The sequence below is a fragment of the Actinoalloteichus caeruleus genome (genome assembly GCF_049311605.1).
Classification (GTDB): domain Bacteria; phylum Actinomycetota; class Actinomycetes; order Mycobacteriales; family Pseudonocardiaceae; genus Actinoalloteichus_B; species Actinoalloteichus_B caeruleus.
In genome coordinates this window covers 5,911,817-5,926,933 of the sequence record NZ_CP186005.1, presented here as the reverse complement: position 1 = coordinate 5,926,933, position 15,117 = coordinate 5,911,817, and the positions used below count along the sequence as shown (strand labels likewise).

Below are 15,117 nucleotides of genomic sequence, written 5' to 3'. Positions count from 1 at the left end.
GAGAAACGATGCGGGAGCCGGACGCGGAGCTTCAGTGGCGGACCAGCAGTTACAGCGGTGGAGCCCAACAGTGCGTGGAGGTCGCCCAGGACCCCGAGGGCGGGCGATGGTTGCGTGACACCAAGGATCGAACCCGTCCCGCCCACTACTACACCGCCGCGGAGTGGGAAGCCTTCATCAGGGGAGTCAAGGACGGCGAGTTCGACTGATCCCGCCGGAGAACGGGCAGGTGGCGTGGGTGGCGTGGGTGGCGTGGGTGGCGTGGGTTCCGGCCGTGGGCGCGGAGATCGAGCCGGGTGTGGAGTGGACCCTGGCGACGATCGCTGAGCGGACGGCGGAGTCCGCGTCGGCGGACGGGGTGCGGCTGTTCTACGAGGACGACTGGGGGCGGGAGTACTACTCGGATTCCACGCTCCAGGTCAGCATGGGACCCGCGTGTCTCTGAACTCGGCGGAAGGTTTGGCCAGGGAGGGTTCAACGGCCCGGCCGGAACGCGTCCGCCTTCCTCGTCGGATTCGACGGCTGGGACCGAACGGTGGTTGTGGGGCCGACCACGGTTGGAGAGGATCGTGCCCGGGGGAGACCAGCGCGGTCCTGACCTGGGTGCTCGGCCGCACCGGACCCGTTCAACGCGTGCCAACGTGCAGGAAGAACCGCCCGTGTTCGTTCCGTGCCTCGGTGCGGGGCGTTCGCGCGCCGGAGCGCGACTGCTGATGGGGGGAAAGGTGACCAGGACGTCGGTGTGGTGGGTGGGGGCCGTGGTGGCGGTCCTCGTGGCCGGGGGCAGCACGAGCTGCGTGGGGGCAGGGCAGGCAACCAGCGAGGAGCGGAGCTCCGCCACCAGTCAGCCGTCTGAGGCCAGCGACTCGGAGGAGCTCGGCGGCCCCGTCCTGGCCACCGGGTCCGTGGTCGAGGCGGACGGCACCACCCCGGCGGCGGGTGCCGAGGTGTGGTTGGAGGCGTGGCCACCGGCGGACGAACTGGCGAGGCTGACCGAGGAGGGCGAGGGGTTCGAGCTGGTGCGGATCGCCGAGACGCGCACCGACGACGCCGGCGGCTTCGAGCTGCGGCTCGACTCGGCTGCGGCCCTGGAGCACTTCGATGGCGTCGACGCGATCGTGGACCTCGGCATCCTGGCGGTGACCCCGACCTCGGTCACCAGCTTCGCCGCCAGCGTGTTCGTGGGCGAGGCGATATCGGAGGACGAGGATGCGACGCACCTCGTGGTCACGCCCGAACCCAGGGTCGACAACCCGCTGTCGGCCGGCGTGCTCCAGCTCGAGGAGCGGCCCGAGCGGTAAGTCGACGAGGGTGCACGAAGTCGCCGCCGGGGGCAGTTGCCGGAGTCGAGCCGTCGCCGTTTGACCCACTTCCATTCGGAGCACGTGCTCCGCGGAGTCGATCAGCCCGAGCCGCGAGCCGCCCGCTCGGGGCTCGGTCCGGGTCTGCCGCCGAGCGTGGCGCGAACCTCGCCGCCCGGCCCGGTCACCCCGCCGCTTCCACCCGCAGCCGCTCCGCGCCGATCCGCCCGATGCGGCCCCGTCCCCACTCGCCGAGGGGCGCCAGGGCCTCGTTCAGCGACCTCCCGTGCCCGGTGAGGGAGTACTCGACCCTCGGCGGCACCTCCCGGTACACCTCCCGGTGCACCAGGCCGTCGTCCTCCATCTCCCGCAGGTGTTGGACCAGCATCTTCTCGCTCACCCCCGGCAGGCCACGGCGCAGCTCGGCGAACCGGCGCACCCCGTGGTGGTCCAGCTCCCAGAGGATCAACGCCTTCCACTTCCCGCTGACCACGTCCATCGCGGCGTCGATCCCGCAGACGTAGGGCCCACGGCGGTTCCGGTTCCCCATCGGCTCCTCCACCACTTACTTCCTGGTGAGTACCCCACTAATTAGTCGGTACTTCCCGACCCTAGCCGCCCGGGGAAAGGATGGCGGCACCACACGGGAACGAGAGGGAGCGACGAGGAGATGTCGAACGACGAGGGCGTCCGGGTCAGCGTGCTGGGCCTGGGGGAGATGGGCCGTGCGCTGGCGGCCGCGCTGGTGGATGCCGGGCACCATGTGACGGTGTGGAACCGCACCCCGGGCCGGGGCGCGACCCTCGCCGAGCGGGGAGCGGTGGTCGTGGACGGCGCGCGGGAGGCGGTGACGGCCTCGGACCTCGTCGTGGTCTGCCTGCTCGGCCACGACTCGGTGCGGGAGGTGCTGGACCCGGTCGCAGCCCAGCTCGGCGGTCGGACCGTGGTGAACCTGACCACGACGACCCCCGAGCAGGCCAGGGAGTCGGCCCGATGGGCGGCCGAGCACGGGATCGGCTACCTGGACGGCGGGATCATGGCGGTGCCACCCATGATCGGGCAGCCGGGGTCCACCGTGCTCTACAGCGGCTCGCGGGAGGTCTTCGACCGGTACCGCCCGGTGCTCGACCTGTGGGGGGAGAGCGCCTTCCACGGGGAGGACGCCGGGCTCGCCTGCCTCTACGACCTCGCCCTGCTCGCGGGCATGTACGTGATGTTCGCCGGGTTCGCGCAGGGCGTGGCGATGGTGCGCCCGACGGGGATGTCCGCGACGGAGTTCGCGGGGATGGCCGCGCCGTGGTTGAGCGCGATGACCACGGGTTTCGCCGGTTACGCCTCGGTCGTCGACGGCGGCGACTACGCCGTGCCGGGTCAGCAGAGCCTGAACTTCTCCGACCTCGGCTACCTGGTGGAGGCCACTCGGGAGCAGGGGGTGGACACCGGGCTGATCTCGGCGGTGCAGTCGCTGATCCGGCGGCAGATCGACGCCGGGCACGGGGACGAGGGCTTCATCCGGATCGTGGAGAGCCTGCGGGCCGCGGGCTGAGCCGGGGTTCCCGGGGCCGCCCGGACCGGGTGGTTCGGGCGGCCCGAACGGTTCAGCGGCGGATGGTGACGTGGTCGGGGGTCAGTTCGGCGACGCTGTTCACCCCGAGGAGCTGCATGGTGCGGGTGATCTCCGCGCGGAGGATGTCCACGGACTTCGCCACGCCCCGCTCCCCGCCGGCCATCAGCCCGTACAGGTAGGCGCGGCCCACCATGCAGGCGCGGGCGCCGAGGGCCAGGGCGGCGACGATGTCCGCACCGCTGGTGATGCCGGTGTCCAGGTAGACCTCGGTGCGCTCCCCGACGGCCCCGACGACGGTGGGCAGCAGTTCCAGCGGGGTGGGCGCGCGGTCCAGCTGGCGGCCGCCGTGGTTGGACAGCACGACGGCGTCCGCGCCGTGCTCGACGACGTCGAGTGCGTCGGGCAGGCTCTGGATGCCCTTGATGACGAGCTTCCCCGGCCAGATGTCCCGCAGCCACCGCAGGTCCTCGATGGTGACGGTCGGGTCGAACATCTTGTTCAGCAGCTCGGCCACCGTGCCGTCCCAGTGCCGCACCGAGGCGAAGGTGAGCGGCTCCGTGGTGAGCAGGTTGATCCACCACGCCGGGTGCATGGCGCCGTCGAGGACGGTGCGGGGGGTGAGGGCGGGCGGGATGGACATGCCGTTGCGGACGTCGCGGAGCCGGGCGCCGGCGACCGGGACGTCCACCGTCAGCACCAACGCCTCGTAGCCGGCGTCCCAGGCGCGGCGGACGAGGTTCTCGCTGGCCTCGCGGTCCTTCCACACGTAGAGCTGGAACCACTTGCGGGCGTCCGGTCCGGCGGTGGCCACGTCCTCGATGGAGGTGGTGCCCATCGTGGAGAGGGCGTAGGGGATGCCGATGCGTTCCGCGACGCGGACGACCGCCCGTTCCCCCTCGTGGTTCATCATCCGGGTGAAGCCGGTGGGGGCGAAGGTGAAGGGCAGCGAGGAGGGGGCGCCGAGGATGTCCACGGCGGTGTTCGGGGAGGACACGTCCCGCAGCACCCGAGGGTTGAACTGGATGTCCCGGAAGAGCCGGCGCGCCCGCAGCAGGCTGACCTCGCCCTCGGCGGCGCCGTCGGTGTAGTCGAACACGGCCCGGGGGGTCCGTTTCCTGGCGATCGTCCGCAGGTCGCCGATGGTGTGGGCCCGGTCCAGCCTGCGCTCGGTGGGGTTGAGCTTGGGGACCTGCGGGCGCAGCAGCGGCGCGAACTCGGACCAGCGGGGCAGGCGGCGCTCGGACACGGACGGGACCTCCGGCGTGGACGTGTGACGTGCACCGCGCCCAGGCGCGGTGGCTCTCGAGGGCGGCCCGGCGGGCTCGCCGCGTCGCGGGACCGGCCGCAGGGCCATCCGCTGACGCTACCCCCGGGGAGGCCCGCCTGGCTCGTCCCTGGCCACAGCAGGCCGCGCACCCGGTGGCCCTCCGGTGCGAGGCCCAGTAGCTCCGAACGGACGATCTCGACCGACGACCGACAGAGTTTTCGTCACAGTGTGTGATCAAGCTTCTCACGACCCGTATCAACGGGTGAGTTCGTCGCTCGGCTAGGCTCGTGCGGTACCGCCGACCTGAACTAGCCAGGAGCATCGACCGTGGCCCGAGTCGTCGTCGACGTCATGCCCAAGCAGGAGATCCTCGACCCCCAGGGACAGGCGGTGGCGGGAGCGCTACCCCGGCTGGGTTTCGAGGGCGTGACGAGCGTCCGCCAAGGAAAGCACTTCGAACTGGAAGTCGACGACGACGTCGACGACGAGACCCTCGAGCGGATCGCCGAGACCCTGCTCGCGAACCCCGTCATCGAGGACTGGACCGTCCGCCGCGTGACCGTGGAGTCCGCCGACGGCTCCGTGGCGGGGGCCGTCTGATGCGCGTCGGTGTCATCACCTTCCCCGGCACCCTCGACGACGTCGACGCGGCCCGTGCGGTGACCACCGCCGGCGCCGAGGCCGTCCCGCTGTGGCACGGTGACGCCGACCTCCGCGGGGTCGACGCCGTCATCGTGCCGGGCGGCTTCTCCTACGGCGACTACCTGCGCTGCGGAGCGATCGCGAGGTTCGCCCCCGTGATGGGCGAGGTCGTCACCGCCGCCCGGGGCGGCATGCCGGTGCTGGGCATCTGCAACGGCTTCCAGATCCTCTGCGAGGCCGGCCTGCTGCCCGGTGCCCTGGTGCGCAACTCGGGGCTGCACTTCGTGTGCCGCGACCAGTGGCTGCGGGTGGAGAACACCACCAGCGCCTGGACCACCCGGTATGACCGGGGCGCCGAGATCCTCGTGCCGTTGAAGTCCGGTGAGGGCCGGTACGTGGCCGACGAGGCGACGCTGGACCGGCTGGAGGGCGAGGGGCGGGTGGCCTTCCGCTACGTCGGCGAGAACCGCAACGGCGCGCTGCGCGACATCGCGGGCATCACCGACGAGCGCGGCCGTGTCCTGGGCCTGATGCCGCACCCCGAGCACGCCATCGACGCCCTCACCGGACCCAGCGACGACGGGCTCGGCATGTTCCTTTCCCTCCTCGACACAGTGGTGACCGCGTGACCAGCACCGATCTGACCGGCCAGCAGACCGCCGCCCCTGTCGACACCGTCGACCATGCCGCCGCCACCCCGGGCCTGCCGCAGCCCTACCGGGAACTGGGCCTGAAGGACGACGAGTACCAGCGGATCCGGGCCATCCTCGGCCGGCGCCCCACCGACGCCGAGCTCGCGATGTACTCGGTGATGTGGAGCGAGCACTGCTCGTACAAGTCGTCCAAGGTCCACCTGCGCTACTTCGGGGAGACGACCACCGAGGAGATGCGGGCCGGGATGCTCGCCGGCATCGGCGAGAACGCCGGCGTGGTCGACATCGGCGACGGGTGGGCGGTCACCTTCAAGGTGGAGTCGCACAACCACCCCTCCTACGTGGAGCCGTACCAGGGCGCGGCGACCGGCGTCGGTGGCATCGTCCGGGACATCCTGGCGATGGGCGCCCGACCGGTCGCGGTGGCCGACCCGCTGCGCTTCGGCCCGGCCGACGCCCCGGACACCCGCCGGGTGCTGCCCGGGGTCGTCGCCGGCGTGGGCGGCTACGGCAACTGCCTGGGACTGCCCAACATCGGCGGTGAGGTCGTCTTCGACGAGACCTACGCGGGCAACCCGCTGGTCAACGCCCTGTGCATCGGGTCGATGCGGGTCGAGGACCTGCACCTGGCCCACGCGTCCGGCGTGGGCAACAAGGTGATCCTGTTCGGTGCGCGGACCGGCCTGGACGGCATCGGCGGCGTCTCCGTGCTCGCCTCGGACTCCTTCTCCGGGGACGAGACCGGGTCGGGCCGCAAGAAGCTGCCCAGCGTGCAGGTCGGCGACCCGTTCACGGAGAAGGTGCTCATCGAGTGCTGCCTGGAGCTGTTCCGGGACCGGCTGGTCGTGGGTATCCAGGACCTGGGCGGTGCTGGCCTGTCCTGCGCCACCTCCGAACTGGCCTCCGCGGGTGACGGCGGGATGCGGGTCGAGCTGGACCGAGTGCCGCTGCGCGCGAGCGGGATGACGCCGGCCGAGATCCTCTCCAGCGAGTCGCAGGAGCGGATGTGCGCCGTCGTCCGGCCCGAGGACGTCGACGCGTTCCTCCGGGTCTGCGCGAAGTGGGACGTGACCGCCACCGTGATCGGTGAGGTCACCGAGGTGAGCGAGGAGGAGGCGGCCCGGGGTGGTCGTCTCGAGATCACCTGGCACGGCGAGACGGTCGTCGACTGCCCGCCGCGCACCGTCGCCCACGAGGGCCCGGTGTACCAGCGGCCGGTGGAGCGGCCGGCCGACCAGGACGAGCTCATCGCCGACACCACCGAGGCCCTGGCCCGCCCGAGCGGTCCCGAGGAACTGCGCGAGACGGTGCTCCGCATGATCTCCTCGCCGAACCTGGCGAGCCGCGCCTGGGTGACCGACCAGTACGACCGGTACGTCCGGGGCAACACGGTGCTGGCCCAGCCCGCCGACAGCGGCATGATCCGCATCGACGAGACGACCGGTCGGGGCGTCGCGGTCGCCACCGACTGCAACGGCCGCTACTGCCGGCTCGACCCGTACACCGGCGCCCAGCTCGCGTTGGCCGAGGCGTACCGGAACGTGGCGGCCGGCGGGGCCACCCCCGCCGCCGTGACGAACTGCCTGAACTTCGGCTCCCCGGAGGACCCCGGGGTGATGTGGCAGTTCGAGCAGGCCGTGCGCGGGCTGGCGGACGGCTGCCGTGAGCTGGGCATCCCCGTCACCGGCGGCAACGTGAGCTTCTACAACCAGACCGGGTCGACGGCGATCCTGCCGACGCCGGTCGTGGGTGTGCTCGGCGTGATCGACGACGTCCGCCGGCGCGTCCCCACCGGTTTCGGCACCGAGCCCGGCGAGACGCTGCTGCTGCTCGGCGAGACCCGGGACGAGTTCGACGGCTCGGAGTGGGCGCGGGTCGCGCACGGCCACCTGGGCGGGGTTCCGCCGAGGGTCGACCTGGGCCGGGAGCGGCTGCTTGCCGAGGTCGTCATCGCCGGTTCGCGGGACGGCATGTTGTCGGCCGCCCACGACCTGTCCGAGGGCGGGTTGGCCCAGGCGGTGGTGGAGTCCGCGTTGGCCGGTCAGACCGGGTGCCGCGTCGTGTTGCCGGAAGGCGCCGATCCCTTCGTGTGGCTCTTCTCCGAGTCGGCCGGTCGGATGCTGGTGGCGGTTCCCCGGTCCGAGGAGCTGCGGTTCACTGACATGTGCCAGGCCAGGGGCCTGCCGGTCACGAAGGTCGGCGTGGTGGACCCGGAGTCGGACGCCGTGGAGATCCAGGGCGTGGCGACGTTCGGGCTGGACGAGCTGCGGACCGCCTGGGAGGGCACGTTGCCCGCGCTGTTCGACTGAGCCGACTCGTCGGTACGGACCGGCCGGCCGGTGGCCCCCGCGGGGGGTCGCCGGCCGGCCGCTTTCGTGGGGCCACCCGCGCTGGGCGCGGCGGAGCTCGCCTCCCCGGCCCCGTGCGGTGGGGGTCGGCGGCGGATGCCCTTCGCTGGTGCCGCGCCCGCGTTCCTGGTGTCCCCACACGTCCGGTCCCGGTCGAGTGGGGCTCGACCGGGACCGGGGGTGGGTGCCATGCCGGGTTGTCAGCCGTTGGCCAGTGCCTGGAGGCGGTCGTACGCGCCGTTGAACCAGTTCTGGTCGCCGGGGAAGATCCCGCTGTCGTTGTACTGCCAGATGGTGTGGAAACCCCAGCCGCTGGGCAGTTCTCCCACCGAGCTGGAGTACCTGGCCAGCCACAGCGGGTTGGTGCCGCCGAACGCGGAACTGTTGCCCGTGCAGGTCTTCCACCAGCTGGTGCTGGTGTAGATGGTCGGGTACCGGGTGGTCAACCGGTGGTACTCGTTGCTGAAGTCCCTGATCCACTGGACCATCGCCGACTGGCTCAGCCCGTAGCAGGTGTTGCCGTAGGGGTTGTACTCGATGTCCAACGCGCCAGGCAGCGTCTTGCCGTCCTTGGACCACCCGCCGCCGTTCTTCACGAAGTACTGGGCCTGGGCAGCCCCACTGGAGCGGTCGGGCAACGCGAAGTGGTAGGAACCCCGGATGAGGCCGTGGTCGTAGGAGCCGTTGTACTGCTGGGTGTGGTAGGGGTTCTTGAACCCCGTTCCCTCGGTGGCCTTGACGTAGGCGAACTTCCCGCCGTTGCGGACGACGCCGGCCCAGTCCACGTTCTTCTGCCACCCGCTGACGTCGAGGCCGTGCGTCTGCGTGACGCTCGCGGCCCTGGCGTCCGGGACGCCGCCGTCCCGCCCCTCGTGCTTGGCGATCTGGGAGCCGGCCCAGTGGCCCATCGGACCGGCGGGGTGCTCCGCCTGCTCCGCCTGTTCCGACTGCTGGGCCTGTCCCGCCTGCTGCGCGGCACCGGTCGGTTCGTCCTGCTCCTGACCGGCCGCGGCCGGAGTTAACAACGCGATCAGCACCGTGGCGGCCGATCCGATCGCCAGTCCGATTCGTGCCGGTAGCCGACGGGCTCCGCTGCTGGTTCTCAACATGCACCCCCACGCCATGGGTATCGGAACGGGAACTGCGTCGCGCCAGCCGGCGAACCGGACCAGCGATGTCAATGAATGACAGGAATTCGTAGGCTGTCGTGATTTTCCCACGGAGCCTATAGCAGGTTTGCCGCATTTGCCCGGTGGTGCGGCCGCGGCCGCCGAGGGTCGCGGCGTCGAATGTCGCATCCGCGACGGCCGCCGGCACTCCAGGACCGGGCCGGGTGGATCCGTCTCGTGGGTGACGCCGCCCGGGTCGGGGCAGGCGCTGCCAGCGCGGAGACCGCTTCGGCGGTGGTGGTCGGACCCGTGGAATGCAGCGATTCGGTGAGTTGTGACGCGACGTATGCTGATCCCCGGTCGGGTGAGAAACGGGGCGGGGGAGCTGCTTTGGACGCCACACGTCCGCGGGGAGTGCCATCCGAAGTCGACCTTCAGCGGCCGAATGTCGCCCGAATGCATGACTACTACCTGGGTGGTGCGCACAACTTCGCCGCCGATCGGGAATTGGCCGACGGGGTGCTGCGGATCTTTCCCCGAGCCTCCGAGCTGGCCATGACGAACAGGTTCTTCCTGCGGGACGCCCTGCGGCGCATGCACGCGGCGGGCATCCGGCAGTTCCTCGACCTCGGCGCCGGTATCCCCACCGTCGGCGCGCTCCACGCCGTCGCCCAGGACCTGGACCCGGCCTGCCGCGTGCTCGCCGTCGACCGGGAGGCGGTCGTCGTCTCGCGCACCAGGGCACTGCTCGCCGACAACCCGCTCGCGGACGTGGTCCAGGCGGACCTGCGGGATGTCGACCTCGTTCTCGGTAGCGCCCCGGGCCGTCGGCTCATTGACGGGGAAAAGCCGCTCGGAATTCTGGTCGGCGGTGTTCTGCATTTCCTTTCCGAGAGCGACGAACCGGAGAAGGCGATATTCGACTACCACCGGGAGGTCGCCCCCGGAAGTCACCTGGCCCTGTCCCACATCGTTTTCTCCCGGCAGGGCGACGACGGCTGCCCCCCGGGCGCGCGCGAGCGGATCGGCGACCTCTACGCCCGCAGTTCCGGCGCCCTGGAGTGGCGCACCCTCCCGGAGGTGGCCCGGCTGTTCGGCCCCTTCTCGCTGGTGGACCCGGGCCTGGCCCCCCTGGGGTGCTGGCGCACCGGTGAGTACGTGGCCGACTCGGCCAGCCCCCCGTTGCCCGCGGTGGCCGGATTGGCCCGCAAGAGATGAATCACTTTCCGATCCGGTGCGGGCACGGTTTCCTGGCGGACCCGTGGGCCGGCCCGGCGCCGGAAACCGGCTGCTGGCCGGTAACCTCCGAAAAAGCGGTCGGACCCGGTACCGTCAGGTGCTTCGGATGCTGTCAGACGTGTGGTGACGACGAGAGGTGCGGTTGTGCGATGCCCCAGCGGGTCGCCTGACGAGGACGGCCGTGACGCGACGGCCGCGACCCCCCACCGCCGGGTGGCCGGGGTCGTCCCGATGGCCTGGGGCGCGGTGCCGCAGCGTCGTTCCCGCTCGGGCGTTAGGGTCGAGCCCGTGAAGGGCGACGACGTGTGTCGGACCTCGGCCCGACTCCTGGTGCTGCCACGACCGGCGGGCGCGCTCTGATGTCCGAGCACACGGAGGGCCGGGTCCGGGATCTCCCCCCGGGCCAGGAGGTGGAGCGCCTGGATGCGGCCTGCGAGCGTTTCGGCCGTGACTGGGCGGCCCTGGTGTCCGGTACCAGCTACGTCTCCATGTCCAGATCGGAGATGGTCGAGTTCCTGAGCCGCCTCGCACGCCGTCTCCTCACCGCCCTGTCGACCGAACCCTTCGTGGCCCGGCCGGGCTGGGAGGTGGGCGCCGAGCTGGTCGAGGCCCACTTCACCTCTCCCGCCAGCATCGAACGGACGCTGGTGCTCGTCGGAACGGAACTCGTCGGTTCCCTGCCGGGCACGGACGTGCCCCGGGGCCGGGTCTCCGCCATCCAGGGAGCGGTCGCCGCGGGCTACGCCAACGCGCTCCGACAACGGACCCTGGAGGAACAGGAGGCGATCCGGGAGGCCGTCCTCGACGCGAGGCAGCAGGCCGAGGCGGCGCTGCGGGCCAGTGAGGCGCGGTTCCGGGCGCTGTTCAGCGACGCGGCCGTCGGCATCGGTCTCGCCGACCTCGACGGCACCTTCCTCGACGTCAACGTCTCGCTCCAACGGATGCTCGGCTACTCCCGGGACGAGTTGCTGCGCACGAACCTGCGCAAGTTCATGCACGCCGGGGACGCGGAGTCGACCTGGGAGGCGTACCGGCAACTCGCCAGGGGCGACCGCGAGTACTTCCAGGTGGACAAGCAGTTCTTCGGCAACGACGGTTCCGCCGTCTGGACCAACCTCACGATGTCCCTCGTCCGCGACGCCGACGGCCGTCCCCAGTACCTCGTCGCCATGGTCGAGGACGTCACCGACCGGCACGAGCTCCAGAACAGGCTCAAGTACCAGGCGCTCCACGACCCGCTCACCGGCCTGGCCAACCGGGCGTTGCTGCTCGACCGGCTGGCCCGCGTCTTCAGCAACCCGCCCGTCGGACAACGGGTCGGCCTCTGCTTCCTCGACCTGGACGGCTTCAAGGTCATCAACGACAGCCTCGGCCACCACGTCGGCGACGAACTCCTGGTCGCGGTGGGACGCCGACTGGCCGAGTGCGTCAACGGCGAGCACTGCCTGGTGGCCCGGATGGGCGGTGACGAGTTCGTCGTCCTCGTCGAGGACTCCACGGGCACCGAGCAGATCGTGGAGCTGGCGGACCGGGTGCTGACGTTGCTCAACCAACCGATCCGGATCGGCGGCCACCAGCTGTCGGTGTCGGCCAGCATCGGCATCGTGGAGCGCCCGGTGGTCAGCGGGGAGTCCGCCGACCTGATCCGCGACGCCGACGTGACCCTGTACTGGGCCAAGTCCGAGGGCAAGAGCCGGTGGGCGGTCTACGACCCCGAGCGCAACGCTCGGGAGGTGGCGCGGTTCCGCCTGTCCGCGACCATGCCGGCGGCGCTGGAGCGGGAGGAGTTCTTCGTCGACTACCAGCCGCTCGTCCGCCTGGCCGACAACGCGGTCGTGGGCGTGGAGGCACTGGTGCGGTGGCGGCACCCGGAGCACGGCCTGCTCTCACCCGACCGCTTCATCGGGCTGGCGGAGGAGACCGGGCTGATCGTCCAGCTCGGTCGCTGGGTCCTGGAGCACGCCTGCCAGCAGGCCAGCCGCTGGCAGCGGGAGTTCGGTCCCGCCGCGCCCTACGTCAGCGTCAACCTCGCCGCCCGGCAGTCGCGGGACCCCGGCCTGGTCAACGACGTGGAGTCGATCCTGCGGGACACGGGTATCCCGCCGACCGGTCTCCAGCTGGAGCTCACCGAGAGCGCGGTCATGGGAACGGCCGACGACCAGCTCGACGCGCTCCGCCGCCTCTACGAGATGGGTGTGCGGATCGCCATCGACGACTTCGGCACCGGGTACTCGAACCTCGCCTACCTGCGACGCCTCCCGGTGCACGAACTGAAGATCGCCGGTTCCTTCGTGGAGGGGCTGCGCGCACCCGACAAGCCGGCGGACCCGGTGGACAAGCAGATCGTCGGCGCGCTGGTGACGCTGGCGCACGCGCTGGGCCTGACCGTCACGGCCGAGGGTGTCGAGACGAGGGCCCAGGCCGAGCGGTTGCGGGACATCGGCTGCGAGTCGGGGCAGGGCTGGTTCTTCGCGCGACCAGGGCCGCCGGAGACCATCAGCAGGTTCCTGCGGGAAGGGCTCTTCTGACCGGACCCCGTGCCACCGGCGGGGCGGCCTGGCGGTGGTGGTGACCTGCCCGACCAGCGCCAGGCCGGACCTCAGCTGGCGCGGCGGACCCGACGCCGGTCCCGGTGGTGGCGGCCGTGCTCCCGGTCGGAGAGCAGGATCGCCGAGTTCACCAGCGCCAGGTGGCTGAACGCCTGCGGGAAGTTCCCGACGAGCCGCTGACTCGCCGGGTCGTACTCCTCGGCGAGCAGCCCGACGTCGTTGGCGTGTCCCAGCAGGCGTTCGAACTCCTCGGTCGCCTCGGCCACCCGGCCGCCGAGCGCCAACGCGTCCACGTGCCAGAACGAGCAGGCGAGGAAGGCACCCTCCCCGCCGGGGAGGCCGTCCACCGCCGACACGTCCCGAGGAGTGGCGTACCGGGCGAGCAGGCCGTCCGTCCGCAGCCGCGTCTCCACCTCGCGGATCGTGCTCGCCATCCTCGGGTCGGTGGCCGGCAGGAAACCGACCGCCGGCATCAGCAGGGTCGCCGCGTCGACCTCGCCGCTGCCGTAGTACTGGGTGAACGCCCCCACCTCCGGGTTCCACGCCCGGGTGAGCACCTCCTCCCGGACCCGGTCCCGCACCGACCGCCACCGGTCGACGGGGCCCGGTAGCCCGTGGTCCTCGACCGCCCGCACCGCCCGGTCGAAGGCGACCCAGGTCATGACCCGGGAGTGGGTGAACCGCCTCGCCGGCCCCCGCACCTCCCAGAGGCCGTGGTCGGGTCGCCGCCACCGGGTCTCCAGATCGGCGAGCAGGGCCCGCTGCACCTCCCACGACTCGGCCGTGTCGCCAAGGCCGCGTTCCCTGGCCAGGTGCAGGGCGTCCATGACCTCGCCGTACACGTCGAGCTGGAGCTGCCTGTGCGCCGCGTTGCCGATCCGGACCGGCCGGGAGCCCTCGTAGCCGGGCAGCCAGTCGGCCGTCCACTCCACCAGCTGGCGCTCACCCCGGATGCCGTACGCGATCTGGAGGTCGCCAGGGTCCCCGGCCACGGCCCGCCGCAACCACCGCCGCCAGGCCGCCGCCTCCCCGTGGCAGCCGGTGCTGTCCAGCGCGAGCAGGGTGAGGGTGGCGTCCCGCAGCCAGCAGTAGCGGTAGTCCCAGTTCCGCACGCCCCCCAACCGTTCGGGCAGGGAGGTGGTCGGGGCGGCGACCATACCGCCGCTCGGACCGTAGGTGAGCGCCTTGAGCGTCAACAGGGAACGGCGAACGGGCTGCTGGTACGGGCCGTCGTAGTCGATCTGCTCGGCCCAGGTCCGCCAGAACCGTTCGGTCGTCACCAGGTCGGCCGCGACGTCCCGGGGTCCGGGCAGCTCCTCCGGGTCCGGGGACCACTGCATGGACCAGCGGAAGGTCCGCCCTCGGGACACCGGGAACCGGGTGTGGTGGGCGCGGGCCCCCGCCACCGCCACGGGCAGGGGGTCCCCGCGCAGGACAACGGTGTCCGGTCCGGCGACGGCGAGGATGCCCTCGACGCCCCCCTTCCGGGTGCGCCGGACCCACGGTACGGCGGCTCCGTAGGAGAACCGCACCACCCAGCGCATCTCCATCTCCACGCTGCCCCGTAGCCCGGTGACCGAGCGGACCAGCACCGGCTGGTGCGGTCCGCCGTGCGGCGCGGGCGGCATCGCGTCCACGACGAGCACCTGCCCGTCCGGGGTCTCGAACTCCGTCTCCAGCACCAGCGAGTCACCTCGGTAGCGGCGGCGGACCCGGCAGTCACCCGAGGTCGGGGTGAGCGCCCAGTAGCCGTGGCTGTGGTCGCCGAGCAGTCGCGCGAAGCAGGACCCCGCGTCGAACCGGGGCAGGCAGAGCCAGTCCACCGAGCCGTCGCGGCCGACCAGCGCCGCGGTGCGGAGATCGGAGAGCAGGGCGTAGTCCTCCACCCGACCCGGGCCGCCTCCCGGGACGGGGGACCACCCCGTCCCGGGAGCCCTCCGGTCGACGGCCATGGCCCGAGGCTAGGACGGCGGGGGCACTCCCGCATCCAGGTTCGCCGGCGCCGACCGACCTCGGATCTCCGCTGGTCTCCGTGCGGGCGCGGAGACCACGCGCCGCGCCGGACGCATGTCCCTCGGACGGGTGAGGCGGTGACGGGGCGTGGTTGGGGTGGCCACTGAGGAACGGCGCGCCGCGGCGCCCCGGTCAGCGCCGCCGCGTCCCGGGAGGGACCGGGCCGGCGGCCCCAGGACCGCCCCACCGCCCGCGCCCCACCGCCCGCGCCCCACCGCGCGGCACTCCGAGGTGGTGGGAGCCGAACAGCGGCACCTCGGCCATCCCACCCGACACCCCGGCCATCCCACCCGCCCGCTGGGGCCGAGGGGAGTTCGTGGTCAGTCTGCCCAGCCCGTCCGGGACGCGCCCGGGTGCGGGCGGGCGGCGCTCTCCACCGTCGTGGTCACCCGACGGTCGGGGTGGCGACGACATGCGGCCCGGCCCCGG

13 protein-coding genes are annotated in these 15,117 nt (G+C 72.0%); 9 read left to right on the top strand and 4 right to left on the bottom strand.

Annotated elements, in window-relative coordinates:
* The first annotated feature begins 8 nt into the window (after positions 1–8).
* The 3 genes from ACOJVX_RS24595 to ACOJVX_RS24585 all read left to right on the top strand — a co-directional run bounded on the left by ACOJVX_RS24595 (position 9) and on the right by ACOJVX_RS24585 (position 1,301).
* On the top strand, positions 9–209 hold the full coding sequence (locus ACOJVX_RS24595; protein ID WP_418153924.1) for a DUF397 domain-containing protein: 201 nt from the start codon (positions 9–11) through the stop codon (positions 207–209).
* Between the two features lie 29 nt (positions 210–238).
* Positions 239–445 (top strand): hypothetical protein, encoded by a 207-nt coding sequence (locus ACOJVX_RS24590; RefSeq protein ID WP_418153925.1) that lies wholly within the window; start codon positions 239–241, stop codon positions 443–445.
* A gap of 280 nt (positions 446–725) precedes the next feature.
* Complete coding sequence (locus tag ACOJVX_RS24585; protein WP_418153926.1) at positions 726–1,301, top strand: hypothetical protein; 576 nt, start codon at positions 726–728, stop codon at positions 1,299–1,301.
* A 184-nt stretch (positions 1,302–1,485) separates the two neighbouring features.
* Here the strand turns inward: ACOJVX_RS24585 and ACOJVX_RS24580 are convergent, their stop codons facing one another.
* A complete protein-coding gene (locus tag ACOJVX_RS24580) occupies positions 1,486–1,851 on the bottom strand; it encodes a winged helix-turn-helix transcriptional regulator (RefSeq protein ID WP_026065982.1) in 366 nt (121 codons plus the stop codon).
* Between the two features lie 120 nt (positions 1,852–1,971).
* On the opposite strand from ACOJVX_RS24580, the gene ACOJVX_RS24575 reads away from it, so the two are divergent.
* Positions 1,972–2,847 carry an NAD(P)-dependent oxidoreductase gene (locus ACOJVX_RS24575; protein WP_026419697.1) on the top strand — a complete coding sequence of 292 codons (876 nt, stop codon included), beginning with the start codon at positions 1,972–1,974 and terminating at the stop codon, positions 2,845–2,847.
* A gap of 52 nt (positions 2,848–2,899) precedes the next feature.
* On the opposite strand, the gene ACOJVX_RS24570 is transcribed toward ACOJVX_RS24575, so the two are convergent.
* Positions 2,900–4,114 (bottom strand): alpha-hydroxy acid oxidase, encoded by a 1,215-nt coding sequence (locus ACOJVX_RS24570; RefSeq protein WP_030104624.1) that lies wholly within the window; start codon positions 4,112–4,114, stop codon positions 2,900–2,902.
* Positions 4,115–4,462: 348 nt separating this feature from the next.
* Here ACOJVX_RS24570 and purS point away from each other — a divergent pair, with 348 nt between their 5' ends.
* From purS to purL, 3 genes are read left to right on the top strand one after another with little or no spacing between them, the layout of a single operon-like run.
* Entirely contained in the window at positions 4,463–4,735 is a 273-nt protein-coding gene (purS, locus tag ACOJVX_RS24565; protein WP_016698769.1) for a phosphoribosylformylglycinamidine synthase subunit PurS, read from the top strand.
* A complete protein-coding gene (purQ, locus tag ACOJVX_RS24560) occupies positions 4,735–5,406 on the top strand; it encodes a phosphoribosylformylglycinamidine synthase subunit PurQ (protein ID WP_016698768.1) in 672 nt (223 codons plus the stop codon). Before purS ends, purQ begins: the two co-directional genes overlap by 1 nt.
* A complete protein-coding gene (gene purL, locus ACOJVX_RS24555; protein ID WP_211237566.1) occupies positions 5,403–7,739 on the top strand; it encodes a phosphoribosylformylglycinamidine synthase subunit PurL in 2,337 nt (778 codons plus the stop codon). The genes purQ and purL overlap by 4 nt, the downstream gene beginning before the upstream one ends.
* A 239-nt stretch (positions 7,740–7,978) precedes the next feature.
* Here purL and ACOJVX_RS24550 read toward each other — a convergent pair whose 3' ends face one another.
* Complete coding sequence (locus tag ACOJVX_RS24550; protein ID WP_211237565.1) at positions 7,979–8,887, bottom strand: lysozyme; 909 nt, start codon at positions 8,885–8,887, stop codon at positions 7,979–7,981.
* A 180-nt stretch (positions 8,888–9,067) separates the two neighbouring features.
* Between ACOJVX_RS24550 and ACOJVX_RS24545 the strand changes: the two genes are divergently transcribed.
* Together ACOJVX_RS24545 and ACOJVX_RS24540 are read left to right on the top strand one after the other, a co-directional pair.
* Complete coding sequence (locus tag ACOJVX_RS24545) at positions 9,068–10,105, top strand: SAM-dependent methyltransferase (protein WP_081893393.1); 1,038 nt, start codon at positions 9,068–9,070, stop codon at positions 10,103–10,105.
* A 380-nt stretch (positions 10,106–10,485) separates the two neighbouring features.
* A complete protein-coding gene (locus ACOJVX_RS24540; protein WP_026419692.1) occupies positions 10,486–12,654 on the top strand; it encodes a putative bifunctional diguanylate cyclase/phosphodiesterase in 2,169 nt (722 codons plus the stop codon).
* Positions 12,655–12,725: 71 nt separating this feature from the next.
* Here the strand turns inward: ACOJVX_RS24540 and ACOJVX_RS24535 are convergent, their stop codons facing one another.
* A complete protein-coding gene (locus ACOJVX_RS24535; RefSeq protein ID WP_026419691.1) occupies positions 12,726–14,627 on the bottom strand; it encodes a glycoside hydrolase family 15 protein in 1,902 nt (633 codons plus the stop codon).
* Between the last annotated feature and the right edge of the window lie 490 nt (positions 14,628–15,117).

Bases quoted from the DNA above. Each gene is read 5' to 3' on its own strand.
- ACOJVX_RS24595 (WP_418153924.1), top strand. From the start codon at position 9: ATGCGGGAGCCGGACGCGGAGCTTCAGTGGCGGACCAGCAGTTACAGC.
- ACOJVX_RS24545 (WP_081893393.1), top strand. From the start codon at position 9,068: ATGTCGCATCCGCGACGGCCGCCGGCACTCCAGGACCGGGCCGGGTGG.
- ACOJVX_RS24575 (WP_026419697.1), top strand. From the start codon at position 1,972: ATGTCGAACGACGAGGGCGTCCGGGTCAGCGTGCTGGGCCTGGGGGAG.
- ACOJVX_RS24580 (WP_026065982.1), bottom strand. From the start codon at position 1,851: ATGGGGAACCGGAACCGCCGTGGGCCCTACGTCTGCGGGATCGACGCC.
- ACOJVX_RS24540 (WP_026419692.1), top strand. From the start codon at position 10,486: ATGTCCGAGCACACGGAGGGCCGGGTCCGGGATCTCCCCCCGGGCCAG.
- purQ (WP_016698768.1), top strand. From the start codon at position 4,735: ATGCGCGTCGGTGTCATCACCTTCCCCGGCACCCTCGACGACGTCGAC.
- ACOJVX_RS24535 (WP_026419691.1), bottom strand. From the start codon at position 14,627: ATGGCCGTCGACCGGAGGGCTCCCGGGACGGGGTGGTCCCCCGTCCCG.
- ACOJVX_RS24550 (WP_211237565.1), bottom strand. From the start codon at position 8,887: ATGTTGAGAACCAGCAGCGGAGCCCGTCGGCTACCGGCACGAATCGGA.